Below are 26,902 nucleotides of genomic sequence, written 5' to 3' on the forward strand. Positions count from 1 at the left end.
CCTTCGACAGAGCCGGGATCACTCCTCGGGCTCGTCGCCGTTCCGAGCCGCGCCCTCTTCCTCGACGCCGATCATGCTCACTATCCGCTCGAGGTCATCCACCGTCGCGAACTCAATCGTGATCTTGCCTTTGTTCCGGCCGATGTCCACCTTCACCCGGGTGTCGAACCGATCCGACAGCCGCTCCGCCAGATCGTTCAGCGCCGGCGCATGCACCTTCGCCCGACGGGCCGGTGCCGGCTTCTTCGTGGTGTCGTCGGAGGCCGACAGGTGCACGATCTCCTCGGTGGCCCGGACAGAGAGCCCTTCCCGCACGATCTTCTCGGCGAGCGCTTCCTGGGCCGCGCTGTTGTCGAGTCCGAGCAGCGCCCGAGCGTGCCCCGCCGACAGGATCCCGGCCGCCACCCGGCGCTGGACCGCGGCGGGCAGGTTCATCAGCCGGATCGTGTTCGAGATCTGCGGCCGGCTGCGGCCGATCCGCCGAGCCAGCTCCTCGTGCGTGGCCCCGAACTCTTCCAGCAGCTGCTGATAGGCCGCCGCCTCTTCGAGGGGGTTGAGGTTGGCCCGGTGGATGTTCTCGAGCAGCGCGTCCCGCAGCATCGCGTCGTCCGGAGTGTCCCGGACGATCGCCGGAATGCTCTCCCTGCCGACGGCCTGCGCGGCCCGCCAGCGTCGTTCACCCATGACCAGCTCGTACCGGCCGTCGCCCAGGTCACGGACCACGATCGGCTGAAGGAAGCCGACTTCCTGGATGGAGGTTTTGAGTTCTTCGAGCGCTTCTTCATCGAAGACGTGCCGGGGCTGTTTGGCGTTCGGCTCGATGGCCGACACCGGCAGCTCGGCGAACCGCGCCCCGGGCACCGGAGCGAGATCGAGCTCCGGGGTGGAAGGAGCCGAAGGGGCCGCCGGCGGGGAAGGCGCGGGGGACTCGGGCTCCGCAGGGGAGGCCGAGGAGACCGGCGACGAGGGCGCCGGCTCCGGAATCACGTCGACGGAGGTGGCGGTATCCCCGGCAGGCGCCGTGGGGATCAGCGCGCCCAGGCCTCGCCCCAGGCCACCCCGCCGGTTCTTCATACCGTGCCTCCCGTGTTGACGCCACGCATCGCAAGCTCCAGGGCCGCCTCGAAATAGCTCGTGGCACCCCGTGAACCCGGATCGTAGGTCATCACCGACTGGCCGTAACTCGGTGCCTCGGAAACCCGTACGTTCCGGGGAATGACCGCGTTCAGCACCTTCGCACCGAAGTGATTCCGCACATCCTGCTCCACCGCATCCGCCAGACGCGTACGCCGGTCGTACATCGTCAACAAGATCGTAGAGACATCAAGGGTCGGATTCAGGTGCTGACGCACCAGGTTGATGTTGTTGATCAGCTGATTGAGACCTTCCAGCGCGTAGTACTCGCACTGGATGGGGATCAGGACCTCCTGCGCCGCGCAGAGCGCGTTGACCGTCAGCAGGCCCAGTGACGGCGGGCAGTCGATGAAGACGTAGTCGAACTTCTCCGGGTGACCGGCGATGGCCCGCGCGAGGCGCGACTCACGGGCGACCACGGAGACCAGCTCGATCTCGGCACCCGCCAGGTCGATGGTGGCCGGCACGCAGTACAGGTTGGGAATGCCCTCGACCTGCTGGGCGACCTCGGCCAGGGGCACGTTGTCGATCAGGCAGTCGTAGACGTCGGGCACGCCCGCGTGGTGCGGGACGTTCAGGCCGGTAGACGCGTTGCCCTGCGGGTCCAGGTCAACCACCAGCACACGGTTGCCGTGAAGCGCGAGCGCCACGGCCAGGTTGACCGTCGTGGTCGTCTTCCCGACGCCGCCCTTCTGGTTGGCGACGCAAATCACCCGCGGGTGGTCTGGGCGCGGCATGATGATCTCGCCGCTCGGGTTGAGGATCTGCACAGCTCGCAACGCTTCCATGGCAAGGGGCGGATCGTCCTCATCCGCGACCGGCGTTTCACGTGAAACATGCTCGGCGGGCTGAACCGGCACCCCTGAAGGAGGAGCCGGAGCAGGCGCCTGTGTACCCACTGGTGGCAGTGGAGTGCCATACCCGTACGTCGGCGGGAGTTCATAACGACCCGCACGGGGCTGCGGAACATTCTGTTCGCCAGCGTGCAGCCCGCCCACGCTCACTCCCGACGGCCCGTCGAGAGGCGACTCGGTTTCACGTGAAACACCGTACTCATGCACCGCTTCATCCCTGATGGCTAGGAAGGGGTTGGCCGGCAGAACGTGCGCCCCGGCGAGGGAGATCCGGTCCACACTATCGACATCCGGCCAGCCTACGGGTGTCGGGCATGTGTCGCCATGGTCGTATGTCCGATCCGGGCGAGCACAACGTCGCTCCCATCGTCTTCCAACCACACGGCAATCACCATGACGCCGGGCACAGACGGCCACGTTCCCCTCGTCCGTGCACGTCAAAATCGCGATCAAACCCTTGCGGGGTACGACCGGAGCACCGCCCCGGGACGACCCGAACCGCTGAGCAGTTCCCCACGCCGCTACCCGGCTCGACCCCGACCGCACCCCGGCAAAGATCCGAAAACGGCCTGACGTCCCCGCCAGGCCGTCCAAATGGCCTAACGGCGACGTGCCCGCTTCTTCCGGTCGTCACCACGGGCGGCGGCCCGCTGTCGGCCCGGCACGACATGCCGCTCCTTGACGATCTCCACCACCGTGGTGGGCGGATCGATCAGCCCTGTGCCACACAGCCGGATCACCGCCTCGCCGCCACCGAGAGCGCCGACCGCCGCGGCATGCTCGGCGATCTCCTCAGCCGCCGACGAGCCCTTCATCGCCAGCAGCCGGCCGCCGACAGCGGCCAGTGGCAGGCACCAACCGGCCAGCTTGTCCAGCGCCGCCACCGCACGGGCGGTCACCACGTCGGCGCCGGGCAGGTCGACCTCCTCGGCACGCCCGCGCAGCACTGTCACATTGTCCAAGCCGAGGTCGTCGACGGCCTCCTCGAGGAAGGCGGTCCGGCGGGCCAGCGGCTCGACCAGCGTGATGACGAGATCGGGCCGGGCCACCGCCAGCACGAGACCGGGCAGGCCGGCGCCGGAGCCGACGTCGACGACCGAGGCCCCGGGCTGGATCAGCGGCGCCATGACGCCGCAGTTGACCAGATGGCGTTCCCATAGCCGGGGCGTCTCCCGCGGCCCGATCAGCCCACGGATCACGCCTTCGGTGGCGAGCAGTTCTGCGTACCGGCCGGCCAGCCCGAGGCGCTCACCGAACACCTGGGCGGCCGAATCCGGAGGGGAGGAGGGAAGGGAGGACGGCTCGGGGAAAGACGACGGCCCGGGCGAGAGAAAGCCCGGGCCGGTGTCACCCGCGCCGTGGCGGGAAGTACCCACGGTCAGTCCGCCACCTGCACCACGATGCGCCGGTTCGGCTCGACGCCCTCGGACTCGCTCTGCACGCCGGGGATCGCGTTGACCACGTCGTGCACGCACTTGCGCTCGAAGGCCGACATCGGCTCCAGGCGGACCGGGTCGCCGTGCTCCTTGACCTTCTCGACGGCGTTACGGGCCACCGCGGCGAGCTCCTTGCGGCGAGCGGCCCGGTAACCGCCGATGTCGAGCAGCAGCCGGCTCGGCGAACCGGTGGCCCGGAAGATCGCCAGGCGGGTCAGCTCCTGCAGCGCCTCCAGGGTGGCGCCACGCTGGCCCACGAGCGGCTGGAGACGGCCGCCGACGACCTCGACCATCGGCCGGCCCGCGGAGACCAGCTCGTCGATGTCACCGTCGTAGTCGAGGATGTCCAGCAGGCCCTCGACGTAGTCCGCGGCGATCTCGCTCTGCCGGAACAGGTCGCCGTCCGAGGCGACGCTCTCCGACTTCTTGCCCTCCTCAGCGCCGGCCGACGCGGCGGGAGCCGATACGTCAGCGGAAGCCGTGGCATCAGCGGAAGCCGCCGAGTCAGCGGGAGCCGATGAGTCGGCGGAAGGGGGAGTGCTGGTGTCGGTCACGGTCTCATCTCCGTTGTCACTCGGGCCGGACCGAAGTCGGTCCGATGTTTCCCGTACCGGATGCGTACTCGTCGGCACGGGGAGGTCTGTGAAGTCAAGGGGAGCGCCCGGACCCGGAAAGGGCCCGGGCAGCGATCATCCCTTGGGTTTGTTCGCCGGTCTGGCGCCCTTCTTCGGATTCACCGGTTTGGCACCGGGCTTGGGGGCGAGAGCCTTGGTGTCGACGACCGGGGTGACCGGCTCCTCGGCGGTCTTACGGCCGAACAGGCCACTGGTGCGGGCCGGCTGAACCGGGCTCTTCGTGCCGGTGGTCTTGGTGCCGGCGGCCGGGCGGGCCGCGGCGCCACCCTTGTTGGCCATCTGCGGCGGCGGGAACTTGCGCAGCACCCACTGCTGCTGAGCCAGGGTGAACAGGTTGTTCGTGACCCAGTAGATGACGACACCGATGGGGAAGAGGGCGCCGGAGAACAGCAGGGTGAACGGGATGCCGTAGAGCATCAGCCGCTGGATCATGAGCTGCTGCGGGTCCTCGGCCCAGCCGGTCTTGAGGATCATCTGGCGCTGGGTGAGGAACGTCGTGGCCATCATGATCAGGACCAGGACGGCGGCCAGGACCTTGACCGTGGTGCCGTTGGCGCCGAGGGCCGACAGCTCAGCGGCGGACGAGCCGAACTTCGCGCTGATCGGCACGTTGAACAGGTGCGCCTGGGCGGCACTGTTGAACTGGTCGAGCGGCCAGCCGTACAGCTGCTTCATCTCGTCGGACAGGCCCGGCTTGAGGTGCTGGAGCACGTGGAAGAGGCCGAAGAAGACCGGGATCTGCAGGAACATCGGAAGGCAGCCCATCAGCGGGTTCGCCTTCTCCGTCCGGTACAGCTCCATCATTTCTTTCTGGAGCGTCTCCCGGTCACCCTTGTGCTTTTCCTGCAGTGCCTTCACCTTGGGCTGCAGCGCCTGCATCGCCCGCTGGCTCTTGATCTGCTTGACGAAGACCGGGAAGAGGATGACCCGCAGCGTCACGACCAGGAAGAAGATCGAGAGGATCCAGGCCCAGTTGGTACCGAGGACACGGTCGTCGGGTATGCCGATCGCGTCCCACAGTGAATGCCAGCGCAGAAGAATCCACGAGATGGCGTAGTAGATCGGGTCGAGACTCAATCTAAGCTCCAGTCACATCGGCAGGACGGTGACGGATCGGCTCAGGCACCGGGTCATACCCGCCAGGGTGGAAGGGATGGCATTTGAGGAGCCGCCAGATCGCCAGGCCCGTACCCCGGATGGCACCGTGGCGCGCCAGGGCCTCCTGGGCGTACGCGCTGCACGAGGGATAGAACCGACAACGGGCCGGCAGCACCGGACTCAAGTATCGACGGTACGCGACGACGGCAGCCGTCAGGAGCCGGGCAGCCGGGCTCATCGTGGCCGCCGGGGTCTGCGCGCCGCTGCGAGCGCGCCTTCCAGATCGGTGGCGAGAGTGGTGTACGCGGCGTCGGCCGCCGCCGGCAGCGCCCGGATCACCAGCGAGGTCCCCGGGGGAAGCTCGTTGAGCAGGGGCCGGACCAGATGCCGCAGACGACGGCGAACCTTGTTCCGGACCACTGCGTTGCCCACCGCTTTGGATACGACGAAGCCGGCGCGCGCCGTGGAGGCGAACGCCGGCTCGTCGATAAGCAGGTGAACGACCAGGGTCCCGCGGCCGGCTCGACGGCCACCGCGAATCGCTGCGGCGAAGTCCGCGCTACGCCGCAGTCGTTGCACCGCGGCCAGCACGACTACCTGGGCATTCCGACCCGACTAGCAGTCGGCTCAGGCCGACAGCTGGCCGCGGCCCTTGGAACGGCGGGCAGACAGGATGGCACGGCCGGCACGGGTGCGCATGCGCAGCCGGAAGCCGTGGGTCTTGGCACGCCGGCGGTTGTTCGGCTGGTAGGTGCGCTTGCTCACGTGAGAACTCCGTCTTCGTACTACGTCATATGGGCATCCGCTGCAAGACGCCACTTTAGCAGAGCGCGGCGGAGCAACCGCCCAACCCTACGCAGGCCCACAGGGACGGTCAACCATATCCTGGGTCGGCACGCCGACATGGGCGGGCGGCAAGCCCCTACCAGGTCTTTCCGTGCACAAAGTGAATCTTTTCTTACCTGCGGGTAGGGGATGGATCGGACAGCGGTTGTAGTCCACGTGCCGCCGCTGTTAGCGTGCGCGGTTGCTGGTCTCACTGGCCGTTCGCGCACCGCGGAGCGGCGGCCAAAACCGGACAAGCAGGTGGATCGTTCGCCACGGTGAGCCTGTTTGCCCGCCCGCGCCATCACAGGCTCCGGTAAACCTGCCGACCATCCGGCCGGGAGCGGCCACCGGCACTGCCTGAGGTTGTGGATAACCTGTGGATAGCCGGTGGACGCCGTGCGTGCTCAGCACGTTAACTGTGCTGGGCCGGGGAGCCGGTCGGTTGCCCGCACGGGCGCCGAAAGGCACAGGTGGAAGGCCGGACAATGCCCACCGGGGGTCGGTGGCGATGGGGGTGGCGCGGCGGTGGCCGATCAGGTCGACCTGGGCACGTTGTGGCGTGAGACGTTGGACGAGCTGTCCGACGAGATCGCGTCACGGCAGCAGCGCGCCTATCTCCAGTTCACCCGGTTGCGGGCGATAGTCGAGGACACTGCTCTCCTATCGGTTCCGGACACCTACACCCGGGACATCATCGAGTCCCGGCTGCGCCCGGCGATCACCGAGGCACTGACCAAGCGGCTGAACCGCCCCATTCAGGTGGCGGTCACGGTCCGTCCCCCGGAGGACGGAACCGGGATGCCGGGCACGGTCTACGGCACACCGGCCGAGCAGCCGGCGCCGATGGCCGAACCGCAGCCGCGGCACTACGCCGACCCCGCGCCCTATCAGCCGGAACTGCCGGGGTACCCGGGCCAGCAACGGATGCCCGAACCCCCGTACCAGCAACCGGGTTTCGGTCCTTCCGAACACACGCCGGAGCCCTATCCGACCGGGTCCGCCCAGCACTCGGCGCCCCAGACGCCGTTCTCGCGTGGCGTGCCGACCTCGCGCGACGGTCAGGAGGCGCTCTTCGCCGACCCGATGCCGCAGGCGCCGCCGGTGAACCGGTCGCCTGCCGTCCGCCCGGTCGAGAACGAGCAGGCCAACGACGCGGTCGCACACCGGATGGCCGCGGACGCCGCCCAACTCCGGGACAATCAGCGGCATCCGGACACCGCCCCGGTGCCGGGCCCCGACCGCCGCGACGACATGCCGCAGCGGGCCGGTGACAACGGTCCCGGCCGGCCGCCGGTCGACCTGCGCGGTCCCGGCACGTCCCCGCGCCCCGGCGGCAACGACGGCAACCGGCTCAACCCGAAGTACATGTTCGAGACGTTCGTCATCGGCTCGTCCAACCGCTTCGCGCACGCGGCGGCCGTGGCGGTCGCGGAGTCCCCGGCCAAGGCGTACAACCCACTGTTCATCTACGGCAGCTCCGGGCTGGGCAAGACCCACCTCCTGCACGCCATCGGGCACTACGCCACCACCCTGGGGCACGCGCGGTCGGTGCGCTACGTGTCGACCGAGGAGTTCACCAACGATTTCATCAACAGCCTGCGAGACGACAAGACGCAGGCGTTCCAGCGCCGCTACCGCGACGTCGACATCCTGCTGATCGACGACATCCAGTTCCTGGAGAACCGCGAGCGGACGCAGGAGGAGTTCTTCCACACCTTCAACACGCTCCACAACGCGAACAAGCAGATCGTGATCAGCTCGGACCGCTCGCCGCGCCAGCTGGCCACCCTGGAAGACCGGATGCGCACCCGGTTCGAGTGGGGCCTGCTCGCCGACATCCAGCCGCCGGACCTGGAGACGCGTATCGCGATCCTCCAGAAGAAGGCCGCCCAGGAGCGGATGTACGCGCCCGACGACGTCCTGGAGTTCATCGCCTCCCGGGTCTCCAACTCGATCCGCGAACTCGAGGGCGCCCTCATCCGGGTGACCGCGTTCGCCAGCCTCACCCGCTCCCCGGTGCAGCTCTCGCTGGCCGAGGAGGTGCTGCGCGACTTCATGCCGGACGGCGCCGGCCCGGAGATCACCGCCGACCAGATCATGGTCTCGACAGCCGACTACTTCGGCGTCTCCCTGGAGGATCTGCGCGGCCACTCCCGCAGCCGGGTACTGGTCAACGCCCGTCAGGTCGCCATGTACCTCTGCCGGGAACTCACCGACCTCTCCCTGCCGCGCATCGGCCAGGCGTTCGGCGGCCGCGACCACACCACCGTCATGCACGCCGATCGCAAGATCCGGCAGCACATGGCGGAGCGGCGGTCCCTCTACAACCAGATCGCCGAGCTCACCAACAGGATCAAACAGAACACCTGAGGGGTACGGGCCACCGCGCCCGGTACCACCCACCCGGCACCACGTCGCCCGGGCCCGTCGCTCGCCGGGCCCGGTTCGTCTTTCCTGATCCGGGCCGCCAGGCGCTCACCGGGCATCTCCGCCCGGGCCGCCATGACGCATCCGAGTCCTGTCGCGCCACGGCGGGTCCCTCTGAACCCACCGCCGCCCTGCTCCGAATCCCAGCCGCTTTTCCCCTGACCAGCGGTGAAGCGGAACAAGAGGACACCGCGGAACGGCTCAGCGCTCGGTGCCCGTACCCGATGGGGTCGGTAATCCACAGCAAGCCGATCGCCTGCCTCGCGCCCACGGATTTCGGCGATCCACAGGGGTGGGCACGCAGGGACGCCCGTCAACGCCCTCAGGCCGTCCACAGCGGTTATTCACAGGCCGTCCACGATCGGGTGACCCGCCTTTGAGCTGCGGTTTTCTGGTTTTTTCTTGGTTGTCCACCGGTTACACACGGGGTTTTCCACAAGTTATACCCAGATCATCTTCACGGGGCCCATTAATCGACACACATCTACCCCTATTTTCGAGGGCCTAAGTGCGCAAGTTGTCAACGCCGGAACGGGTACGTTTCGTGCCAACGTTGTCCACACTAATCCACAGGCATCCACAGGCAGTTTCCCCAGACGGTGGATAACAGCTGACACCACAACCCACAGATGTGGACCAACCCTGTGGACATCGATGTGGACAGACACGCAGAGTCACAAAAGATCTCACAGCCTGTGGACGCCTGTGGATTACCTGTTGAAGGTTCTGTGGACGACGAGGCGGTAGCGTTCCTGCGTAATCCACAGCTCGGGGGATAAAACCGGTGGACAACCGGTGGATAGCCTGTGGGCAACGGTGGATAACCCGCGCCGAGCCGGGCAGCTGTGGACACAGACCCGGGTTTATACCCCGGTTACCCACATGTGAACCACCGGTGGATAACTCGCTGACCAGCGGAAACGGCAGTTCTCCACAGTATGCACAGGCCCTACTAAGACGACTAGTTATCTCTTCTAAGAGAACAAAAAGCAATCATCAGCGTTGTGGAAGGTGTGGATGCTCGCTTCCGGCTCGCCTCGGTCGAGGTTGATCAGCACCGGGAAGCAAGGGTTGGAGTCCCTCGCCTTCCCGGTGTAAGAAGCCGGAACGGGGTCGGGCACGCACCAACACCGCCGGAGCCATAGAGTTCAGTGGGGTCCATGCCCCTGTATGAGGACGCATCGCGGAGGACAGCATGAAGTTCCGGGTGGAGCGAGACGCGCTCGCCGACGCCGTGGCGTGGACAGCCAAGAGCCTGCCCAGCCGGCCCTCGGTGCCGGTGCTCGCCGGTGTCCTGCTCCGGGTCGAGGGCGGTCGCCTGCGGGTGTCCGGCTTCGATTACGAGGTCTCCAGCCAGGTGACCGTGGATGTGCAGGCCGACGCGGACGGGTCGGCTCTCGTCTCCGGCCGCCTGCTCGCCGAGATCACCAAGGCGCTGCCGGGCAAGCCGGTGGACATCGCCGCCGTCGGCGCGCACCTCGAGCTGGTCTGCGGCAGTGCCCGTTTCACCCTCCCCACGATGCCGGTGGAGGACTATCCGACCCTGCCGGACATGCCGTCCAGCGCGGGCACCGTCGACGCCGCTACGTTCGCCTCAGCGGTTTCGCAGGTCGCGATCGCCGCCGGCCGGGACGAGACGCTGCCGATGATGACCGGTGTGCGGCTGGAGCTGAACGGGTCGACCATGGCGCTGCTGGCGACCGACCGCTACCGGCTCGCCATGCGTGAGATCGAGTGGACCCCGGACGACCCGGAGATCAGCCTGAACGCGCTGGTCCCGGCGAAGACGCTGAACGACACCGCCAAGGCGCTCGGCCCGGTCGGTGGCGCGGTCACCCTGGCACTGGCCCAGGGGAGCGCCGGCGAGGGCATGATCGGTTTTGCCGGTGGCGCCCGCCGCACCACCAGCCGTCTGCTCGACGGGGCCAACTACCCGCCGGTGCGTTCGCTGTTCCCGGCCGCTCACAACGCCGAGGCGCGGGTGGGAGTGGCTGCCCTGGTGGAGGTGGTGCGTCGTGTCGCGCTGGTCGCCGAGCGGCAGACTCCGGTGCTGCTGAGCTTCAGCGAGGACGGTCTCGTGGTCGAGGCCGGCGGCACCGAGGAGGCGCGGGCGAGCGAGGCCATGGAGGCCGAGTTCACCGGTGAGGCGCTGACGATCGGCTTCAACCCGCAGTACCTGATCGACGGTCTGCAGAACCTGGGCGCCCCCACGGCGGTCTTCGCGTTCGTCGACGCGTTCAAACCCGCTGTGATCTCCCCCGCTGGCGAAAGTGGCGAAATCATCCCGGGTTACCGCTATCTGATCATGCCGATCCGGGTGACTCGCTGATACTGAGCTTGAAGCAATCGCTCATCTAGGGAGATCACCATGCAACTCGGCCTGATCGGTCTCGGCCGAATGGGTGGCAACATGCGGGACCGCATTCGTGCCGCGGGGCACGAAGTCGTCGGTTTCGACCACAACCCGGACATCAGCGACGCTGCCAGCCTGGCCGAACTGGTCGACAAGCTCGCCGCGCCGCGGGTCATCTGGACCATGGTGCCCGCCGGCAAGATCACCGAAGACACCATCGACCAACTCGGCGAGCTGCTCTCACCCGGTGACATCGTCATCGACGGCGGGAACTCGAAGTTCACCGACGACGCCCCGCGCGCCGCTCGGCTGGGCGCCAAGGGCATCCACTACCTGGACGTCGGTGTCTCCGGCGGCGTGTGGGGCAAGACCAACGGCTACGCGCTGATGGTCGGTGGCGACGCCGCTCAGGTGGAGCACTGCAAGCCGATCTTCGAGGCGCTCAAGCCGGCCGGTGAGTTCGGGTTCGCGCACGCCGGCACGCACGGCGCCGGCCACTACGCCAAGATGATCCACAACGGCATCGAGTACGGGATGATGCAGGCGTACGGCGAGGGTTACGAGATCCTCCTGGCGTCCGAGCTGGTCGACGACGTGCCGGCGGTCATCAAGAGCTGGCGTGAGGGCAGCGTCGTCAAGTCGTGGCTGCTCGACCTGCTCGACCGCGCGCTCGACGAGGACCCGACGCTGGCCAACCTCAAGGGCTACGTCGAGGACACCGGCGAGGGCCGCTGGACCGTCGACGAGGCCGTCCGCCTCGCCGTCCCGGCACATGTCCTGGCCGCCTCGATCTTCACGCGGTTCGAGTCCCGGCAGGACGACTCGCCCGCGATGAAGGCCGTCGCCGCGCTGCGCCAGCAGTTCGGCGGCCACGCCGTCAAGCGCTGATCCATGCACGTACGCCGGGTCGAGCTCACCGATTTCCGTTCCTACGAGCGGGTGGCGGTCGATCTCGAGCCCGGCGTGTCCGTGCTGGTCGGCCAGAACGGCATGGGCAAGACCAACCTGATCGAGGCGCTCGGTTACGTGGCCACTCTGGACAGTCACCGGGTGGCCACCGACGCGCCGCTGGTGCGGTCCGGGGCGACCTCGGCGGTGATCCGGTGCGCCCTCGTCCACGATGGACGCGAGCTGCTGGTCGAGCTGGAGATCGTGCCGGGCCGGGCGAACCGGGCCCGCCTCAACCGCTCACCGGTCCGCCGTCCCCGTGAGGTGCTCGGCGCGCTGCGGATGGTGCTGTTCGCCCCGGAGGACCTGGAGCTGGTCCGCGGCGATCCGTCCGAGCGCCGGCGGTACCTCGACGATCTCCTGGTCGCCCGGCAGCCGCGTTATTCCGGCGTGCGTGCCGACTACGACCGTGTGGTGAAGCAGCGCAACGCCCTGCTGCGCTCCGCCTATCTGAACCGCAAGGTGGGCGGCAACCGCGGGCAGGACCTGTCCACCCTCGCGGTCTGGGACCAGCATCTGGCCCATCACGGCGCGGAGCTGCTGGCCGGCCGCCTGGAGCTGACCGCCGCGCTGGCGCCGCACCTGACCAAGGCCTACGACGCGGTCGCCGCCGGGCGTGGGGCGGCCGCCATCTCGTACGCGTCCCGTCTCGGCGACGGCCTCCAGGTGGACCGGCCCGCGCTGGAGGCGGCGATCCTGGACCGGCTGGCCGAGCGGCGGCCGGTGGAGATCGAACGCGGCACGACCCTGGTCGGCCCGCACCGCGACGACCTGGCGCTGGTTCTCGGCGACCTGCCGGTCAAGGGGTACGCCAGCCAGGGCGAGACCTGGTCGTTCTCGGTCGCGCTGCGGCTGGCCGCCTACGACCTCCTGCGCTCCGACGGCATCGAGCCGATCCTGGTCCTCGACGACGTCTTCGCCTCGCTCGACGCCGATCGGCGTGACCGGCTGGCCGCGCTGGTCTCCGACGCGGGACAGTTGCTCGTGACATGTGCGGTTCCGGAGGACGTGCCGGCGAGTCTGCGTGGCGCGCGCTATGACGTGGTGACGGGATCGGTGAGCCGTGTTTCCTGACTCTGATCGCGATCGGCCGGGTGGCGACCGGCCCCGAGGGGCGGAGAACCCCCCTGAGCGGTTCACGGAGGCCCGTGGGGATCTCTGGGCGGGGGTGGATGAGGCCCGGGAGCTTCGCGGCTCCTCAGGCGGTGCTGAGCGCCCCGGCCGTACCCCCGACGAGAAACCACAGCCTGTGGACAACGACCTGGCGGGGCCGGAACTCGCCCGCGCGGTGCTGGACGCGGCCCTGGCGCGGCGCCGGGAGGCCGCTCGCCAGCCGCGCCGTACCGGAACCGGGCAGGGCCGCGGCAAACGGCTGCGGGGCTACTCCGGGCCGGGACCGGACCCGCGGGATCCGCAGTTGTTCGGGGCGATGCTCGAGCGCCTGGTGAAAACGCGCGGCTGGGAGAAACCGAAGGCCGAGGCGACCGTTTTCGGCACCTGGGAGAAGGTCGTCGGGCCGGACATCGCCGCACACAGCCGGCCGGTGCGGCTGGAGGGCGGGGTGCTCACCGTCGAGGCCGAGTCGACCGCCTGGGCGACCCAGTTGCGGCTGCTCGCGGCAACCCTGCTGCGCAAGATCGCCGGTGAGGTCGGCAACAACGTGGTGACCCGGCTGAACATCCACGGGCCGGCCGCGCCGTCCTGGAGCCGCGGGCCGCGCCGGGTCGAGGGCCGGGGACCCCGGGACACGTACGGCTGAAACCGATCTGTGGGGTCGTGCGTCTGAACCATCATGATCGTGTTCTTCCGCAGCGCCCTCGTCCTGCTGGTGCTCGCCCTGGCGCCGCTGGCCCCGGCCGTGACACCGGACACGTCCTGTGGATATCCGGTGGACGACGGGGCGAAGGCCTGTGCTCCGAGCGAGCTGCCGGCGGCGATGCGGCGCGAGGTCGAGGACCGTACCCGAATCTTCTGGGGTCTCTCCGGTCTCGTCGTGCTCGCCGCGACCGGCGGGCTGACCCGGCTGGTCCGCCACCCCGCCCGGTGATCCGGCTCAGTAATCGGCGAAGATCGCGAAGCCGCGTTCGGCGCAGCGGCGGTAGAAACCCGCCAGGACGGCCAGCTCGGTCCGCGCGAAGCTCCAGTGCGGCGAGTTCCCGGCGTCGTCGCGCAGAGCCGCGAGCCGCTGGTCCAGCCAGCGCAGCTGCTGGTCGGCGAGCCGGCCGGCCGAGATCGCGGTCCGCAGCACCTCGGTGACGGTGTCGAAGGTGACCAGGTCACCGAACTTGTCGTGACCCTCGACGAAGCGCTCCAGCCCGCCGGCGATCCACGCACAGCCGTCCGGGTCGATCACCGGGTCCTCGTCCTCGGCCGCGGCATCGGTGGCGTAGAGCACACCCTCCAGACCCAGGAGGAGATCCACGAGCTCGGTGTACGCGGTCGCGCGCACCGTCCCGGTCTTGGCTATGTGCAACGCCAGCGCTCCGGTGGGCGCGGCGATCTCGGGCCGGTCCGCGATCGCTCCGAAGTCGACGAACTCGGCGGGAGCCACCGGGTCGTAGTACTGGTTCGTCCGCGGCCAGTGCACCGCGACGTTGTCCAGGCCCTTGTCGTGCGCCATCCGGGGCCACCCCTCCTCGACCTGCCCTGCGACCGTCCGGCCATCCGCGGCCCGCGCGGGCGAGGTTACGACACAGGCCCGGGACGCTGTCGAGCAGTGTCGCAGTGAGTGTGGACAGCGCGATGCAGGCGCGCCCGAGGGCGGAAACTGCCGCAGCGTTTGCCATTGCGGACCCTGGCGGTGCCGTGTAGGGGATTACGTGGGTAGCGCCCCAAACCGCGCTACGGCACTCTCAGGCACCCTGAAGGGGTGCCGGACCCTCGCCGATTCGCTCCGGCGGAGTAGAATCGACAGCGACCGGGAAAACTGTGGTTGCCGGTGCGTCCTGGACAGCTGACCAGTGCCGCCGTCACGCTATGCGGTTTTCTCAGCCGATCACGATCCGCGGGCCGTCCGCGGCGACCGGCGTGCACGGTTCCACCGGTGGTCCGCTTGTTTTCCCGCGGCGTCATCTCTGGCCCCCCGTGTGCTCCTGGCCGCTGCCGAGGGTCCGCCAACCCCGTTGCGGGGCCTCACGGTCCGGCGCGAGAAAGTGGCCGAGGGTGTCAGAGAATCAGCAGGAGTACGGTGCCGGCTCCATCACCGTGCTCGAAGGCCTTGAAGCGGTCCGCAAGCGTCCCGGTATGTACATCGGCTCCACCGGTGAGCGCGGTCTGCACCACCTGGTCTGGGAGGTCGTGGACAACGCCGTCGACGAGGCGCTGGCCGGCTACTGCGACACCATCGACGTCGTGTTGCTGCCCGACGGCGGTGTCTCGGTCACCGACAACGGCCGTGGTTTCCCGGTCGACCTGCACCCCACGCTGAAGAAGCCGGGCGTCGAGGTGGCGCTGACCGTGCTGCACGCCGGCGGCAAGTTCGACGGCCAGGCCTACAAGGTCTCCGGTGGGCTGCACGGCGTCGGCGTCTCCGTGGTGAACGCGCTCTCGACGAAGATGGCCGTCGAGATCCAGAAGGACGGCTTCTGGTGGCGCCAGAAGTACGACTACTCCGTTCCCGGCGAGCTGGTGAAGGGTGAGCCCACCGACAAGCTGGGCTCGACCGTGCAGTTCTGGCCGGACCCGGAGATCTTCGAGACGGTCGAGTTCGACTACCAGACGATCTACCGCCGCCTTCAGGAGATGGCCTTCCTGAACCGCGCTCTGACCATCAACTACACCGACCAGCGGCCCGAGTCGGTCAACGAGGACGGTGAGCCGCGTCACGTCACCTTCATGTACGAGGACGGCATCGCCGACTTCGTCCGGCACCTCAACGCCACCAAGAGCGCCATCCACAAGACGGTGATCCAGTTCGACGCCGACGCCCCCGAGGAGGGGATGGCCGTCGAGATCGCCATGCAGTGGAACGAGTCGTACGGCGAGTCGGTCTACACCTTCGCCAACCGGATCAACACCCACGAGGGCGGCACCCACGAGGAGGGCTTCCGTTCCGCGCTGACGACCATCGTCAACAAGTACGGCGTCGAGAAGAAGTTCCTCAAGGCCGACCAGAAGCTCTCCGGCGAGGACATCCGCGAGGGTCTCGCCGCGATCATCTCGGTGACCCTGGCCAACCCGCAGTTCGAGGGCCAGACGAAGACCAAGCTCGGCAACACCGACATGAAGAGCTTCGTGCAGAAGGTCTGCAACGAGCAGCTCGCCGACTGGTTCGACCGGAACCCGGCGGACGCGAAGCTGATCATCACGAAGGCCGACCAGGCGGCCCGCGCCCGGATCGCCGCCCAGCAGGCCCGCAAGCTGGCCCGCCGCAAGTCGCTGCTGGAGTCCGGCTCGATGCCCGGCAAGCTGGCCGACTGCCAGTCCACCGACCCGCGCGAGACCGAGCTGTTCATCGTCGAGGGTGACTCGGCCGGCGGTTCGGCCAAGTCCGGCCGGGAGAGCCGCATCCAGGCGATCCTCCCGATCCGCGGCAAGATCCTCAACGTGGAGAAGGCCCGGATCGACCGGGTGCTGAAGAACAACGAGGTCCAGGCGCTGATCACCGCCATGGGCACGGGTATCCACGACGAGTTCGACATCTCGAAGCTGCGGTACCACAAGATCATCCTGATGGCCGACGCCGACGTCGACGGCCAGCACATCCAGACGCTGCTGCTCACGCTGCTGTTCCGCTTCATGCGCCCGCTCGTCGAGCAGGGCCACGTCTACCTGGCGTCCCCGCCGCTCTACAAGCTCAAGTGGAACAAGCGGGGCGACGACGCGCAGTACGCGTACTCCGACCGGGAGCGCGACGGCCTGATCGCGCTGCGTCAGCAGAAGAAGCCGAACGCGAAGCCGGACGACATCCAGCGGTTCAAGGGCCTCGGCGAGATGAACTTCCACGAGCTGTGGGACACCACGATGAACCCGGACACCCGCACCCTGCGTCAGGTGACGCTCGACGACGCCGCCGTCGCCGACGAGCTGTTCAGCGTGCTGATGGGTGAGGACGTGGAGGCGCGGCGGTCGTTCATCCAGCGCAACGCCAAGGACGTGCGCTTCCTGGATATCTGAGTATCCACAGCGTGCATCCACTTTCCACAACGTTATCCACAGCGTTATGCCCGTTCTGGCCGCATATGCCTGGCATCACCTTGAGTAAGGGTTAAAAGTGACTGACACTCCCGAACCCCCGGACGGCGACGAGACCACCGAGGACGCCGGTGGCGGTGTGACCCAACGCGTCGAGCCGGTCGGCCTCGAGGTCGAGATGCAGCGCTCGTACCTCGACTACGCGATGAGCGTCATCGTCGGCCGGGCGCTGCCCGACGTCCGCGACGGCCTCAAGCCGGTGCACCGCAAGATCCTCTACGCGATGTACGACGCCGGCTTCCGCCCGGACCGCGGTTACGTCAAGTGCGCCCGTGTCGTCGGCGACGTGATGGGCAACTACCACCCGCACGGCGACTCGTCGATCTACGACGCCCTCGTCCGGATGGGCCAGATCTGGTCCCTGCGGTACCCGCTGATCGACGGCAACGGCAACTTCGGCTCGCCGGGCAACGACCCGCCGGCGGCCATGCGGTACACCGAGTCGAAGCTGTCCCCGCTGGCCATGGAGATGCTGCGGGACATCGACGAGGACACCGTCGACATGCAGGACAACTACGACGGGCGGACCAAAGAGCCGACGATCCTGCCGGCCCGCTTCCCGAACCTGCTGGTCAACGGCTCCGAGGGCATCGCGGTCGGGATGGCGACCAAGATCCCGCCGCACAACCTGCGCGAGATCGCCGCCGCTGTCCAGTGGCAGCTCGACAACCCCGAGTCGGACGAGGCGACCGCGCTCGAAGCGATGCTCGAGCTGGTGAAGGGCCCGGACTTCCCGACCAAGGGCCTGATCGTCGGGCAGTCGGCGATCAACGACGCGTACCGGACCGGCCGCGGCTCGATCCGGATGCGTGCCGTGGTCGAGGTGGAGGAGGACACCCGCGGCCGGCCGTGCCTCGTGGTGACCGAGCTGCCGTACCAGGTGAACCCGGACAACCTCGCCGAGCGGATCGCCGAGCTGGTGAAGGAGGGCAAGCTCACCGGGATCGCGGACATCCGGGACGAGTCCTCCGGGCGTACCGGTATGCGCCTGATCCTGGTCCTCAAGCGCGACGCGGTCGCCAAGGTCGTGCTGAACAACCTCTACAAGCACACCCAGCTGCAGGAGACGTTCGGCGCCAACATGCTGGCGCTGGTCGACGGCGTGCCGCGCACGCTGAACCTGGCGCAGTTCATCCGCTACTACGTCGAGCACCAGATCGAGGTCATCCAGCGGCGGACGGCGTACCGGCTGCGCAAGGCCGAGGAGCGGGCGCACATCCTGCGCGGTCTGGCCAAGGCGCTGGACATGCTCGACGAGGTCATCGCGCTGATCCGGCGGTCGCCCACGGTGGAGGACTCGCGCCAGGGCCTGATGACGCTGCTCGACGTCGACGAGATCCAGGCCACCGCGATCCTCGACATGCAGCTGCGCCGGCTGGCCGCCCTGGAGCGGCAGCGGATCGTCGACGAGCTGGCGAAGATCGAGATCGAGATCGCCGACTTCAAGGACATCCTCGCGAAGCCGGAGCGGCAGCGGGCGATCATCTCCGAGGAGCTGGCCGAGATCGTCGCGAAGTTCGGTGACGACCGGCGCACCCAGATCATCCCGTTCGACGGTGAGGTCTCCATGGAGGATCTCATCGCCCGCGAGGACGTTGTGGTGACAATCACACGTACCGGATATGCCAAGCGCACCAAGACCGATCTGTACCGGTCCCAGAAGCGCGGCGGCAAGGGCGTGAGCGGCGCTACGCTGCGGCAGGACGACATCGTTTCGCACTTCTTCGTCATCTCGACCCACGACTGGATGCTGTTCTTCACCAACAAGGGGCGGGTTTACCGGGCGAAGGCGTACGAACTGCCCGAAGCGAGCCGAGTGGCCAAGGGTCAGCACGTCGCGAACCTGCTGGCCTTCCTGCCGGACGAGCACATCGCCCAGGTCATCCAGATCCCGAACTACCAGGTCGCGCCGCACCTTGTGCTCGCCACTAAGAATGGCCTCGTGAAGAAGACGCGCCTGGAGGAATTTGACTCCAACCGCAGCGGTGGCATCATCGCCATCAACCTGCGGGAGGATGACGAATTGGTGGGCGCGGCCCTGGTGGCTCCGGAGGACGACCTGCTTCTGGTGTCCAAGAAGGCCCAGGCGATTCGCTTCAACGCCACCGACGACGCGCTGCGCCCGATGGGCCGCGCCACGTCCGGTGTGATCGGCATGCGGTTCGGTGACAACGACGAGCTGCTCGCCATGGAAGTGGTCCGGCCGGACATGGATGTGTTGGTCGCCACCGACGGTGGGTATGCGAAGCGCACCCCCATCGAGGAGTATCCGGTACAGGGTCGTGGCGGTAAGGGGGTGCTGACCGCCAAGATCACTGAGCGTCGTGGTGGACTTGTCGGCGCTCTGGTGATCAGCCCGGAGGATGAACTGTTTGCCATCACCAGCAATGGTGGTGTCATCCGGACTCCCGTGAAGCCTGTACGGCGCACGAGGGATCGGAACACAATGGGGGTCAAGCTGATGGACCTCCCAGAAGGTGTAACCATCGTGGCGCTTGCTCGCAATGCCGACGAGCCTGACGAACAGGACTAGTTGATGCCGGAGACACAGGCGAAGTCGGGGGGCCCGGGGACCTCAGCGACTCCGGACGATGTGGCGAAGAAGGACACCGCCGCATCGAACGGCCGCGAGACCGCAGGGCGTGCCGCTGTCCCCGCCGATGCCGCGTCCCCGCCGAAGTTCACCCGGGCGCCGGGCATGGCCCCGCCCCCGGGTGAGCCGGCGGTCGGCAGCACCGACGGCGCTGACGCGAAGCGGCCAGGAACGCAGCCACCGGTCAAGGGATCGGCCTCCGTGCCGGTCGTCACCAAGGGCAAGGGCGCCGCGCCGGGGACCACCTCCGGCCGGATCCCGGGCGGCGCGACCAGTGGCAGCGCTCCGGTGACCGGGCAGGCCGGCGCTCCGGCGTCCGCGCCGCAGGCCACCCCCGCCGCGAAGCAGCGGACCGGGTCGTCCTCGACGGGCGCCCAGTCCGGCGGTGCCGCGGCGGTCGGGGCGGCCCGTGTCTCCGAGGCGGTGCGTTCGGCCCGTTCCACGGTGTCGTCGGCGGCCGCGCGCGGCCCTCGTCGCGCCCGGCTGAACCTGAAGCGGATCGACCCCTGGTCGGTGATGAAGTTCGCGTTCGCGGTGTCGATCGTGCTCTTCATCGTCGTGGTCGTCGCGACCTCGGTGCTCTACCTCGCCCTGGACACGATGGGCGTGTGGAGCTCGATCAACGGCAACCTCAAGGAGCTCGTCACCGCGAGCGGGGCCGAGGGCACCGGCGACAGCACGTTCACGATCACTGCCTGGGGTGTCATCGGCACCTCGATGCTGATCGGTGCGGTCAATGTCGTCCTCTTCACCGCGCTGGCCACGCTGAGCGCCTTCATCTACAACGTCTGCGCCGACCTGGTCGGCGGGATCGAGCTCACGCTCGCTGAGCGGGACTGACGTTTCCGGTCGGGTTGCGGGGACCCCGCTTTGGAGACCCGCAACCCGATGCGGTAACGTTCTGTTCGCAGGTGAGGGGCTATAGCTCAGTCGGTTAGAGCGCAGAGCTGATAACTCTGAGGTCGCTGGTTCGATTCCAGCTAGCCCCACGAGTGACTGAGGGCCCCGCTCGCGAATACGCGAGTCGGGGTCACTCGTCATTTCCCCCGAAACTCCTCCGTTTCGGGGTGACTTCATCCGGCAGGCTCTGGGGGTAGCAGTTCAGTGTTGAAGAAGCTCCTCATCATCGCTGGTGTTGTCGGGGTTGCTGCCCTGGTGGTCAAGAAGGTGAAGGCCTCCAGCGACGAGCGCGCCCTCTGGCACGAGGCGACCACCGCTCCTGATCTGCGATAAAGCGGATCACGGGGCCCTAGCTCAACTGGCAGAGCACCGCCTTTGCAAGGCGGGGGTTAGGGGTTCAAGTCCCCTGGGCTCCACGATCACGACAGGCGATCCGCGTTGACGCGGGTCGCCTTTTTCGTGCGCTCCCCATGGAGATCCCCGGTGCTGCTCACCGTTCCGCAGGCGTAGATCCGCATTTGCCCGTGCCTCGACGGTGTCGGACATCCACAGAGGAATGACGGCCCGCTGCGGCCGGTGGACCCTGCCGCTAGTGCGGTGTCCACGAATGTTCACCGGCTCCCAGCGTTGCCTCGCGCCTAGGGCCTTGCGTGAAGTGGTCGTGTGCCTAGGAAGCGGGTGGAGGGTGCCGGTCCGGTGGTGCATCGCACCGCCCGGATCAGCCTGCGCCTGACCCGGGGCCAGCGGCAGCGGTGCTTCGGCCTGCTGCCCTCCGCCGGTGACCTGTGGGCCTGCGTGCTGGAGATCAAGACCCGCCACCGCGCCCGAACCGTGGAGGGCCGGCATCGGCGGCGGGTCCGTCAAGCCCTGCACGAAGCCACCACGACCATCATCGGCTGGGCGGTCGACCAACAGGTCGGGACGTTGACGGTCGGTGACCCGCGGGGTCCTGGACCTGCCGGCCGGGCGGCGGCACAACCTGCGGTTACGGCAGTGGCAGATCGGCCGGATCCTGCAGGACAAAACCGCCCTCGCCGGGATCCGGGTCCACCCGGTCGACGAACGCGGCAGCTCCTCCACCTGCCCCGCCTGCCACCGGCGCATCCCCGAACCCCGCGGCAGGACCATGACCTGCCGGCATTGCACATTCTCCGGACACCGTGATCTCACCGCGGCGTTCACCATCGCCGCCACCACCATCCCACCACCAGAGTCAGGTGGGGTGGTCACGCACGTCGAGCCGGACGGCACCTGCCCGGTGTCCGAAACGCACGGCGTGACCCCGCCGCCACCACACGGCGGCGGGGTCGGTTGGCCTGCGGAGGCCCGCCCCGCCACCGACGGTGGGGAGTCGCTCGCGCACGCTCGTGCGCGAGGATCCACAACGTCACCGGACCCCATCCGGTGAATGTTCGTGGACACCGCACTAGCCTGCATGACGTGAGCGAACGAAGACGGGCCGCCGCCGTGATCGTGCGGGACGGCCGTGTGCTGATGGTGCACGAGCGCAGCCGGCGGTCCGGTGGCGGCGAGTGGTGGACGCTTCCGGGCGGGGGCCTGCGCCCCGGTGAGACGGCCGAGGAGGCGTTGCGGCGCGAGGTGTTCGAGGAGACCGGCCTGATCGTCTCCGACGCCCGCTACGTGCTCGAGATGCCTTACCCGTCAGGCATGACGTCGGTCTTCGCGGTGACCGTCGCGGACGGGGAGCCACGGGTCGGGCGTGACGACGGCTCCGGTCCGGAGCAACTCGGCGTCGACTGGTTGCCGCTCCCCGAGCTGCCGATCGAGACCAGTGGCGTGCCGGTGCCGCCGCTGATGGTGGTGCTGCCGACCCTGGCCGGTCAGAGCGACGGCGCGGAGTCCGCGACCGGGTCCCTCAGCGGCTCGTCCAGCGCTTCGGCGGCGGGTCCGGGCACCCGGGCCGGGGCGGGCCGCCGGGGCGGCTCCACGGCGAGCTCAGGCCCGGCTTCCGCGTCTGCGGCGAGAGCGGTCGGCCCGAAAGCCGTCGGCGGGGTGACCGAGGGCGCTGCGGGCCGGGGCGGGGCCGTGACGGCCCGGCGCCGCTCGACGACGAAGTAGACGCAGGCCGCGGCATAACCGGCGGTCAGCACACCGGTCAGCGACCGGATCGGCAGTGAGGCGAACGGCGTCGTGCTGACCGCCCCCGCGATCAGGGTCCAGCAGGCCAGCAGCACGGTGTTCACCGTGTCGGTGCGGTACCAGGTGACCTGGGACCGGCGGCGGGCCTGACGCTGGATCTCGACGACCAGGGCATGCGACATCACCACGGCGAGCAGGCCGAGAAGGAGTACCGCGAAGAACGAGTGATGACCGCCGGACACTGCGATCAGCGCTGTGGAGCCGGCCAGTAGGGCAAGCCCACTGACGGTTCCGATGCGTGCTTTTCTGCGGTCCTCCACAACCTCTGACGGTCGGCATGATCCGTCCGGAACTGAGGACTCCGCCGCCGGGATCACGTTCACACCCGACGATTTGGCTGCGTCTCGGGTTTTTCGGGGCTATTGTCCTCCCCCATTGCCGGTGCCGGGGTGGCTTGCTCGCCGGGCTGGGTAAGGATGACGGCATGTTGGGAAGCCTGCAGACCGAATCCGCCCAGTCCCGCCCGGACCTGCTCGCCCCGCCGGTGGCCAAGGCGCTGGCGGTCTGGCCCACCGAAGCGCTGATCGACGTCGATCAGGTGCTGGTGGCTCCGATCGACGCCACGCTCGCGGACACCGCCGCCTTCTGCGATGCGTACGGGGTGGCCCTCGCCGAGTCCGCCAACTGCGTGATCGTGTCCGGCCGCCGGGGCGATGAGACTCGTTATGCCGCCTGTATCGTCCTCGCCACCACCCGGGCCGACGTGAACGGCGTGGTCCGCCGCCGGCTCGATGTTCGCAAGGCGAGCTTCGCGCCGATGGCGGACGCGGTCGAGCTGACCGGGATGGAATACGGCGGCATCACCCCGATCGGGCTGCCCGCCTCTTGGCCGATCCTGGTCGACGCGCGGGTCGTCGCCGTGCCGCACGTGATCATCGGATCCGGCGTCCGGCACAGCAAGATCGCCATTGCCGGGCCGGCGCTGGGTGCACTGCCGGGCGCCGAGGTCATCGACGGCTTGGCGCGTACCGCAACGCAGTGATCAAGCTTGATGATGTTTCACGTGAAACATCATCGCCCGGCGTTCGCGTCCTCGCGGCGGGTGATCTCCTCGAAGGCGGCCAGCAGGGTGGCCGGCTCCTGAGCCCCGGACAGCGCGTACTTCGCGTCGATCACGAAGGTCGGGACGCTGGTGATGCCGAGCGCGCGGGCTTCCGCGATGTCGGCGTGAACCGCTACGGTGCCCGCCTCCGACTCCAGATGCGTGAGTGCCTCGGCCGGATCCAAGCCGATCGTGCCGGCCACCGTGGCCAGCTGAGCCGGCGAGCCGATGTCGATGCCCGCGGTGAAGTGCGCCCGCTGGAGCGCGTCCAGCATGACCGCCTGCCGTCCCCGGATCGCGGCCCAGGAGATCAGCCGGTGCGCAGCGAACGTGTTGGCAGCGAGGGCCCGGTCGAAGTCGAGATCCAGACCCTCGCTCGCACCGATCGCGGCCACCTGCGCGAACATCTGCTCCGCACGCTCCGGCCCGCCGAACTTCGCGGCCATCACCCGCTTGATCGGCAGTGGCTCCGGCACGGGCGACGGGTCCAGCTGGTACGCCCGGTAGGTGACGGTCACCTCGCCGCCGAAGGACTCCACCGCCTTCTCCAGTCGGCGCTTGCCGATGTAGCACCAGGGGCAGACGACATCGGACCAGACCTGAATGTCCACGTCACTCCGCCCGGGCGGCGGCCGCCTGCTCGGCGACCTGACGCTTGAGCCGCGCCAGGATCGCGGTCCCGCCGCGCACCCGCAGCGGGCTGATCGTCTGTGCCAGCCCCATCCGGGCATAGAGATCATCCGGCACGGCCAGGACCTCCGCTGCCGTCGCCCCCGCCAGGCCCTCCGCCAGGATGCCGGCGAAGGCGCGCGTGGTCGGCGCCTCGGGTGGGCAGTCGAAGTGGGTCACCACACTCTCGTCCGGCTGCACGATCGCCCGCAGGAAGAACGCGGTCTGGCACTCCGGCACCTGCTCCATGCCCTCATGCCCGGCCAGGCCGGCGGGCAGCGGCGGAACAGCGTCGGCGAACTCGAGCAGCATCTCCAGCACGACCTCGCGGGGCGCCCCGGCGAACTCCTCGACGATCTCGGCCAGCTTCGGCGGCATGTCAGTCACGAGACCGACCCTAACGCGCTGATCTCCGAGGCGGTCGCTCCCGTGGCTCAGGTAGCCGCCGACGGTGTCGGCAGCAGGGCGATGTCGCTGAGGCTGAGGATGCCGACCAGGTTGCGGTCCGCGTCGCAGACCAACAGGCGGCGTACGCCACGATCACGCATCGCCTGGACGGCCTCCTCCACGGTGGCGCTCTGCTCGATCATCAGAAGCTCACGGGTGGCCACCGCGGCGAGGGTCGTGACGGCCGGGGCGAGTTTCTCCGCGATGGCGCGGATCACGATGTCCCGGTCGGTCACGATGCCGGCCAGGGTCGCGCCGCGGGTGACGACGACATCGCCGATCCCCTGATCGCGCATCGCCTGGGCCGCCTCGTCCAGCGGGGTGTCCTCCGGCAGGTAGACGACCTTCCGGGTCATCGCCTCCGCGACCACTCTCACCATGCTCCCGTCCCTCCACCGCCGTCGTCTCACGGTTACCCGAGCTCCGTCGCGATTACACCCACGACGTCCGCAAGGGGCACCTCTGTCCGTTCCAGCGTGCTCCTGTTACGCACCTCCGCATACCCCTCATCGAGGCGGCGGCCGATCACGACGCAGCGGGGGATGCCGAGAAGCTCGGCATCGGTGAACTTGACACCCGCCGAGACCTGGGGACGGTCGTCGACGAGAACCCGCATCCCCGCCCGGGACAGCGCGGCGCCCAGCGTGAGGGCGGCCTCGACCTGACCGCCCTTCCCCGCGGCGACGATGTGCACGTCGGCGGGCGCAACGGCGGCCGGCCAGACCAGGCCCCGCTCGTCGTGGTGCTGCTCGGCGATGACCGCGACCGCCCGGGACAGGCCGATGCCATAGCACCCCATGGTGGGCCGCACCGGCTTGCCGTCAGCGCCGAGGACGTCCACCCGGAACGCGTCCGTGTATCGCCGGCCGAGCTGGAAGATGTGCCCGATCTCGATGCCCCGGCGCATCGTCAGCGCCCCGGCGCCGCAGGCGGGGCACGGGTCACCGGGACGCACCTCGGCCGCCTCGATCGTGCCGTCCGGGACGAAGTCGCGGCCGGCCACCACGTCGGTGGCGTGCCGGCCGGGCTGGTTGGCGCCGGTCAGCCACGCGGTGCCGGGAGAGACACGCGGATCGGCCAGATAGCGGATCTTCAGGCCGTGCGGGCCGATGTAGCCCTTGACCAGGTCGGGGCGGGAGTCGAAGTCGTCGAACAGCGTGACGGCAGCCGGCGACAGCGCCGCCTCCACCCGTTTGAGATCGACCTCGCGGTCACCGGGCAGGCCGATCGCCAGCACCTCCGGCTCGCGGCCGGGATATTGCGCGGTGACCACCACGTTCTTCAGGGTGTCCGATGCGGCCCAGTCGGTGCGGCCGGCCAAGGCACGCTCGTTGGCCAGCGCGACGAGCGACGCGATGGTCGGCGTGCCGGGAGTGTCGTGGACGGCCAGGGGCGGCGCGGTCACCGGCCGTGCGGGCGGGGCGGGCGTGGCCACGGCCTCGGTGTTCGCCGCGTAGTCACAGGCGGTGCAGCCGACGAACGTGTCCTCACCGGCCTCGGCGGTGGCCAGGAACTCCTCGGAGGCCGAACCGCCCATCGCGCCGGACACGGCCGAGACGACGGTGTGCTCCAGGCCGAGCCGCGTGAAGATCCGCTGATAGGTGGCGCGCATCCGAGCGTACGTCTCGATCAGCCCGTCCTCGGAGAGGTCGTAGGAGTAGGCGTCCTTCATCAGGAACTCGCGGCCGCGGAGCAGGCCGCCCCGGGCCCGCGCCTCGTCGCGGAACTTCGTCTGGATCTGGAAGAGCAGCAGTGGGAAGTCCCGATAGGACCCGGTCATGTCCTGCACCAGCAGGGTGAACATCTCCTCGTGCGTCGGCGCGAGCAGATGGTCGGCGCCGCGCCGGTCCTTCACCGTGAAGAGGAGATCGCCGTACTCCGTCCAGCGGTTGCTGACCTCGTAGGGCTCGCGGGGCAACAGGGCCGGGAACGAGACCTCCTGGCCGCCGGCCGCGGCCATCTCCTCCTGGACGATCGCGGTGACCCGGTCCAGGACCAGCTTGCCGAGAGGAAGCAGGGTGTAGCCGCCCGGGGCGGCGCGGCGGATGAACCCGGCGCGCACGAGGAGGCGGTGACTCGGCACCTCCGCGTCCGCCGGCTCCTCACGCAGGGTCTTGAGCAGCAAGGTGGACATCCGAAGCAGCATGGGCACGAGCCTAGGGACCGGGTACGACGATTTCATCCG

Annotated in this window: 26 protein-coding genes and 2 tRNA genes; 15 read left to right on the forward strand and 13 right to left on the reverse strand. The window is 68.7% G+C overall.

Annotated elements, in window-relative coordinates; genetic code table 11:
* Positions 1–18: 18 nt before the first annotated feature.
* The 8 genes from ACZ3II_RS05745 to rpmH form a co-directional block, all read right to left on the reverse strand.
* Positions 19–1,074 (reverse strand): ParB/RepB/Spo0J family partition protein, encoded by a 1,056-nt coding sequence (locus ACZ3II_RS05745; RefSeq protein ID WP_465516417.1) that lies wholly within the window; start codon positions 1,072–1,074, stop codon positions 19–21.
* Positions 1,071–2,405 carry a ParA family protein gene (locus tag ACZ3II_RS05750; RefSeq protein WP_465516418.1) on the reverse strand — a complete coding sequence of 445 codons (1,335 nt, stop codon included), beginning with the start codon at positions 2,403–2,405 and terminating at the stop codon, positions 1,071–1,073. Before ACZ3II_RS05750 ends, ACZ3II_RS05745 begins: the two co-directional genes overlap by 4 nt.
* Before the next feature lie 182 nt (positions 2,406–2,587).
* Positions 2,588–3,364, reverse strand: a complete 777-nt coding sequence (gene rsmG, locus ACZ3II_RS05755; RefSeq protein ID WP_465516419.1) for a 16S rRNA (guanine(527)-N(7))-methyltransferase RsmG — start codon at positions 3,362–3,364, stop codon at positions 2,588–2,590.
* A 2-nt stretch (positions 3,365–3,366) separates the two neighbouring features.
* Positions 3,367–3,978 carry a Jag family protein gene (locus ACZ3II_RS05760; RefSeq protein ID WP_465516420.1) on the reverse strand — a complete coding sequence of 204 codons (612 nt, stop codon included), beginning with the start codon at positions 3,976–3,978 and terminating at the stop codon, positions 3,367–3,369.
* A gap of 135 nt (positions 3,979–4,113) precedes the next feature.
* Entirely contained in the window at positions 4,114–5,136 is a 1,023-nt protein-coding gene (yidC, locus tag ACZ3II_RS05765) for a membrane protein insertase YidC (RefSeq protein ID WP_465516421.1), read from the reverse strand.
* A 1-nt stretch (position 5,137) separates the two neighbouring features.
* Complete coding sequence (gene yidD, locus ACZ3II_RS05770; RefSeq protein WP_465516422.1) at positions 5,138–5,395, reverse strand: membrane protein insertion efficiency factor YidD; 258 nt, start codon at positions 5,393–5,395, stop codon at positions 5,138–5,140.
* Positions 5,392–5,748: a ribonuclease P protein component gene (gene rnpA, locus ACZ3II_RS05775; RefSeq protein WP_465516423.1), complete on the reverse strand. Its 357-nt coding sequence runs from the start codon at positions 5,746–5,748 to the stop codon at positions 5,392–5,394. Before rnpA ends, yidD begins: the two co-directional genes overlap by 4 nt.
* Before the next feature lie 36 nt (positions 5,749–5,784).
* On the reverse strand, positions 5,785–5,922 hold the full coding sequence (gene rpmH / locus ACZ3II_RS05780; protein WP_183225835.1) for a 50S ribosomal protein L34: 138 nt from the start codon (positions 5,920–5,922) through the stop codon (positions 5,785–5,787).
* A 588-nt stretch (positions 5,923–6,510) separates the two neighbouring features.
* Here rpmH and dnaA point away from each other — a divergent pair.
* The 6 genes from dnaA (at position 6,511) to ACZ3II_RS05810 (ending at position 13,760) form a co-directional block, all read left to right on the forward strand.
* Positions 6,511–8,355 carry a chromosomal replication initiator protein DnaA gene (gene dnaA / locus ACZ3II_RS05785; RefSeq protein WP_465516424.1) on the forward strand — a complete coding sequence of 615 codons (1,845 nt, stop codon included), beginning with the start codon at positions 6,511–6,513 and terminating at the stop codon, positions 8,353–8,355.
* Between the two features lie 1,252 nt (positions 8,356–9,607).
* Positions 9,608–10,741, forward strand: a complete 1,134-nt coding sequence (gene dnaN / locus ACZ3II_RS05790; protein ID WP_465516425.1) for a DNA polymerase III subunit beta — start codon at positions 9,608–9,610, stop codon at positions 10,739–10,741.
* 39 nt (positions 10,742–10,780) lie between these two features.
* Complete coding sequence (gnd, locus tag ACZ3II_RS05795) at positions 10,781–11,653, forward strand: phosphogluconate dehydrogenase (NAD(+)-dependent, decarboxylating) (RefSeq protein WP_465516426.1); 873 nt, start codon at positions 10,781–10,783, stop codon at positions 11,651–11,653.
* A gap of 3 nt (positions 11,654–11,656) precedes the next feature.
* Positions 11,657–12,787 (forward strand): DNA replication/repair protein RecF, encoded by a 1,131-nt coding sequence (gene recF, locus ACZ3II_RS05800; RefSeq protein ID WP_465516427.1) that lies wholly within the window; start codon positions 11,657–11,659, stop codon positions 12,785–12,787.
* Positions 12,788–12,962: 175 nt separating this feature from the next.
* On the forward strand, positions 12,963–13,472 hold the full coding sequence (locus ACZ3II_RS05805) for a DciA family protein (protein WP_465516428.1): 510 nt from the start codon (positions 12,963–12,965) through the stop codon (positions 13,470–13,472).
* 39 nt (positions 13,473–13,511) lie between these two features.
* A complete protein-coding gene (locus ACZ3II_RS05810; protein WP_465516429.1) occupies positions 13,512–13,760 on the forward strand; it encodes a hypothetical protein in 249 nt (82 codons plus the stop codon).
* 6 nt (positions 13,761–13,766) lie between these two features.
* On the opposite strand, the gene ACZ3II_RS05815 is transcribed toward ACZ3II_RS05810, so the two are convergent.
* Entirely contained in the window at positions 13,767–14,333 is a 567-nt protein-coding gene (locus ACZ3II_RS05815; RefSeq protein ID WP_465516430.1) for a hypothetical protein, read from the reverse strand.
* Positions 14,334–14,875: 542 nt separating this feature from the next.
* Between ACZ3II_RS05815 and gyrB the strand changes: the two genes are divergently transcribed.
* The 9 genes from gyrB to ACZ3II_RS05860 all read left to right on the forward strand — a co-directional run bounded on the left by gyrB (position 14,876) and on the right by ACZ3II_RS05860 (position 23,541).
* Positions 14,876–16,828: a DNA topoisomerase (ATP-hydrolyzing) subunit B gene (gyrB, locus tag ACZ3II_RS05820; RefSeq protein WP_465516431.1), complete on the forward strand. Its 1,953-nt coding sequence runs from the start codon at positions 14,876–14,878 to the stop codon at positions 16,826–16,828.
* Positions 16,829–16,925: 97 nt separating this feature from the next.
* Positions 16,926–19,439 carry a DNA gyrase subunit A gene (gene gyrA / locus ACZ3II_RS05825; RefSeq protein WP_465516432.1) on the forward strand — a complete coding sequence of 838 codons (2,514 nt, stop codon included), beginning with the start codon at positions 16,926–16,928 and terminating at the stop codon, positions 19,437–19,439.
* A 3-nt stretch (positions 19,440–19,442) separates the two neighbouring features.
* Positions 19,443–20,339, forward strand: a complete 897-nt coding sequence (locus ACZ3II_RS05830) for a DUF3566 domain-containing protein (protein ID WP_465516433.1) — start codon at positions 19,443–19,445, stop codon at positions 20,337–20,339.
* Between the two features lie 75 nt (positions 20,340–20,414).
* A tRNA-Ile gene (locus tag ACZ3II_RS05835) sits at positions 20,415–20,488 on the forward strand.
* Positions 20,489–20,603: 115 nt separating this feature from the next.
* Positions 20,604–20,732, forward strand: coding sequence for a DLW-39 family protein (locus ACZ3II_RS05840; RefSeq protein WP_211304171.1), 129 nt, complete (start codon positions 20,604–20,606; stop codon positions 20,730–20,732).
* Positions 20,733–20,742: 10 nt separating this feature from the next.
* Positions 20,743–20,815, forward strand: a tRNA-Ala gene (locus ACZ3II_RS05845).
* A gap of 518 nt (positions 20,816–21,333) precedes the next feature.
* Positions 21,334–21,807 carry a zinc ribbon domain-containing protein gene (locus ACZ3II_RS05850; RefSeq protein WP_465516434.1) on the forward strand — a complete coding sequence of 158 codons (474 nt, stop codon included), beginning with the start codon at positions 21,334–21,336 and terminating at the stop codon, positions 21,805–21,807.
* A gap of 32 nt (positions 21,808–21,839) precedes the next feature.
* Positions 21,840–22,478, forward strand: coding sequence for an NUDIX domain-containing protein (locus ACZ3II_RS05855; protein ID WP_465516435.1), 639 nt, complete (start codon positions 21,840–21,842; stop codon positions 22,476–22,478).
* A 508-nt stretch (positions 22,479–22,986) separates the two neighbouring features.
* A complete protein-coding gene (locus ACZ3II_RS05860) occupies positions 22,987–23,541 on the forward strand; it encodes a YbaK/EbsC family protein (protein ID WP_465516624.1) in 555 nt (184 codons plus the stop codon).
* Between the two features lie 29 nt (positions 23,542–23,570).
* On the opposite strand, the gene ACZ3II_RS05865 is transcribed toward ACZ3II_RS05860, so the two are convergent.
* From ACZ3II_RS05865 to ACZ3II_RS05880, 4 genes are read right to left on the reverse strand one after another with little or no spacing between them, the layout of a single operon-like run.
* The gene (locus ACZ3II_RS05865; protein ID WP_465516436.1) at positions 23,571–24,212 is read right to left on the reverse strand and encodes a DsbA family oxidoreductase; all 642 of its coding nucleotides are present in this window, start codon (positions 24,210–24,212) and stop codon (positions 23,571–23,573) included.
* A 1-nt stretch (position 24,213) separates the two neighbouring features.
* Complete coding sequence (locus tag ACZ3II_RS05870; protein ID WP_465516437.1) at positions 24,214–24,657, reverse strand: SufE family protein; 444 nt, start codon at positions 24,655–24,657, stop codon at positions 24,214–24,216.
* 47 nt (positions 24,658–24,704) lie between these two features.
* The gene (locus ACZ3II_RS05875; RefSeq protein WP_465516438.1) at positions 24,705–25,097 is read right to left on the reverse strand and encodes a CBS domain-containing protein; all 393 of its coding nucleotides are present in this window, start codon (positions 25,095–25,097) and stop codon (positions 24,705–24,707) included.
* A 32-nt stretch (positions 25,098–25,129) separates the two neighbouring features.
* Positions 25,130–26,863 (reverse strand): proline--tRNA ligase, encoded by a 1,734-nt coding sequence (locus ACZ3II_RS05880; protein ID WP_465516439.1) that lies wholly within the window; start codon positions 26,861–26,863, stop codon positions 25,130–25,132.
* Positions 26,864–26,902: the final 39 nt, after the last annotated feature.

The sequence above is a fragment of the Actinoplanes sp. NPDC019969 genome (assembly GCF_055562375.1).

Excerpts from the sequence above, each read along its gene's own strand:
- ACZ3II_RS05875 (WP_465516438.1), bottom strand. The coding sequence starts at position 25,097 with ATGGTGAGAGTGGTCGCGGAGGCGATGACCCGGAAGGTCGTCTACCTG.
- ACZ3II_RS05815 (WP_465516430.1), bottom strand. The coding sequence starts at position 14,333 with ATGGCGCACGACAAGGGCCTGGACAACGTCGCGGTGCACTGGCCGCGG.
- yidD (WP_465516422.1), bottom strand. The coding sequence starts at position 5,395 with ATGAGCCCGGCTGCCCGGCTCCTGACGGCTGCCGTCGTCGCGTACCGT.
- ACZ3II_RS05830 (WP_465516433.1), top strand. The coding sequence starts at position 19,443 with ATGCCGGAGACACAGGCGAAGTCGGGGGGCCCGGGGACCTCAGCGACT.
- ACZ3II_RS05880 (WP_465516439.1), bottom strand. The coding sequence starts at position 26,863 with ATGCTGCTTCGGATGTCCACCTTGCTGCTCAAGACCCTGCGTGAGGAG.
- gnd (WP_465516426.1), top strand. The coding sequence starts at position 10,781 with ATGCAACTCGGCCTGATCGGTCTCGGCCGAATGGGTGGCAACATGCGG.
- recF (WP_465516427.1), top strand. The coding sequence starts at position 11,657 with ATGCACGTACGCCGGGTCGAGCTCACCGATTTCCGTTCCTACGAGCGG.
- ACZ3II_RS05745 (WP_465516417.1), bottom strand. The coding sequence starts at position 1,074 with ATGAAGAACCGGCGGGGTGGCCTGGGGCGAGGCCTGGGCGCGCTGATC.
- dnaN (WP_465516425.1), top strand. The coding sequence starts at position 9,608 with ATGAAGTTCCGGGTGGAGCGAGACGCGCTCGCCGACGCCGTGGCGTGG.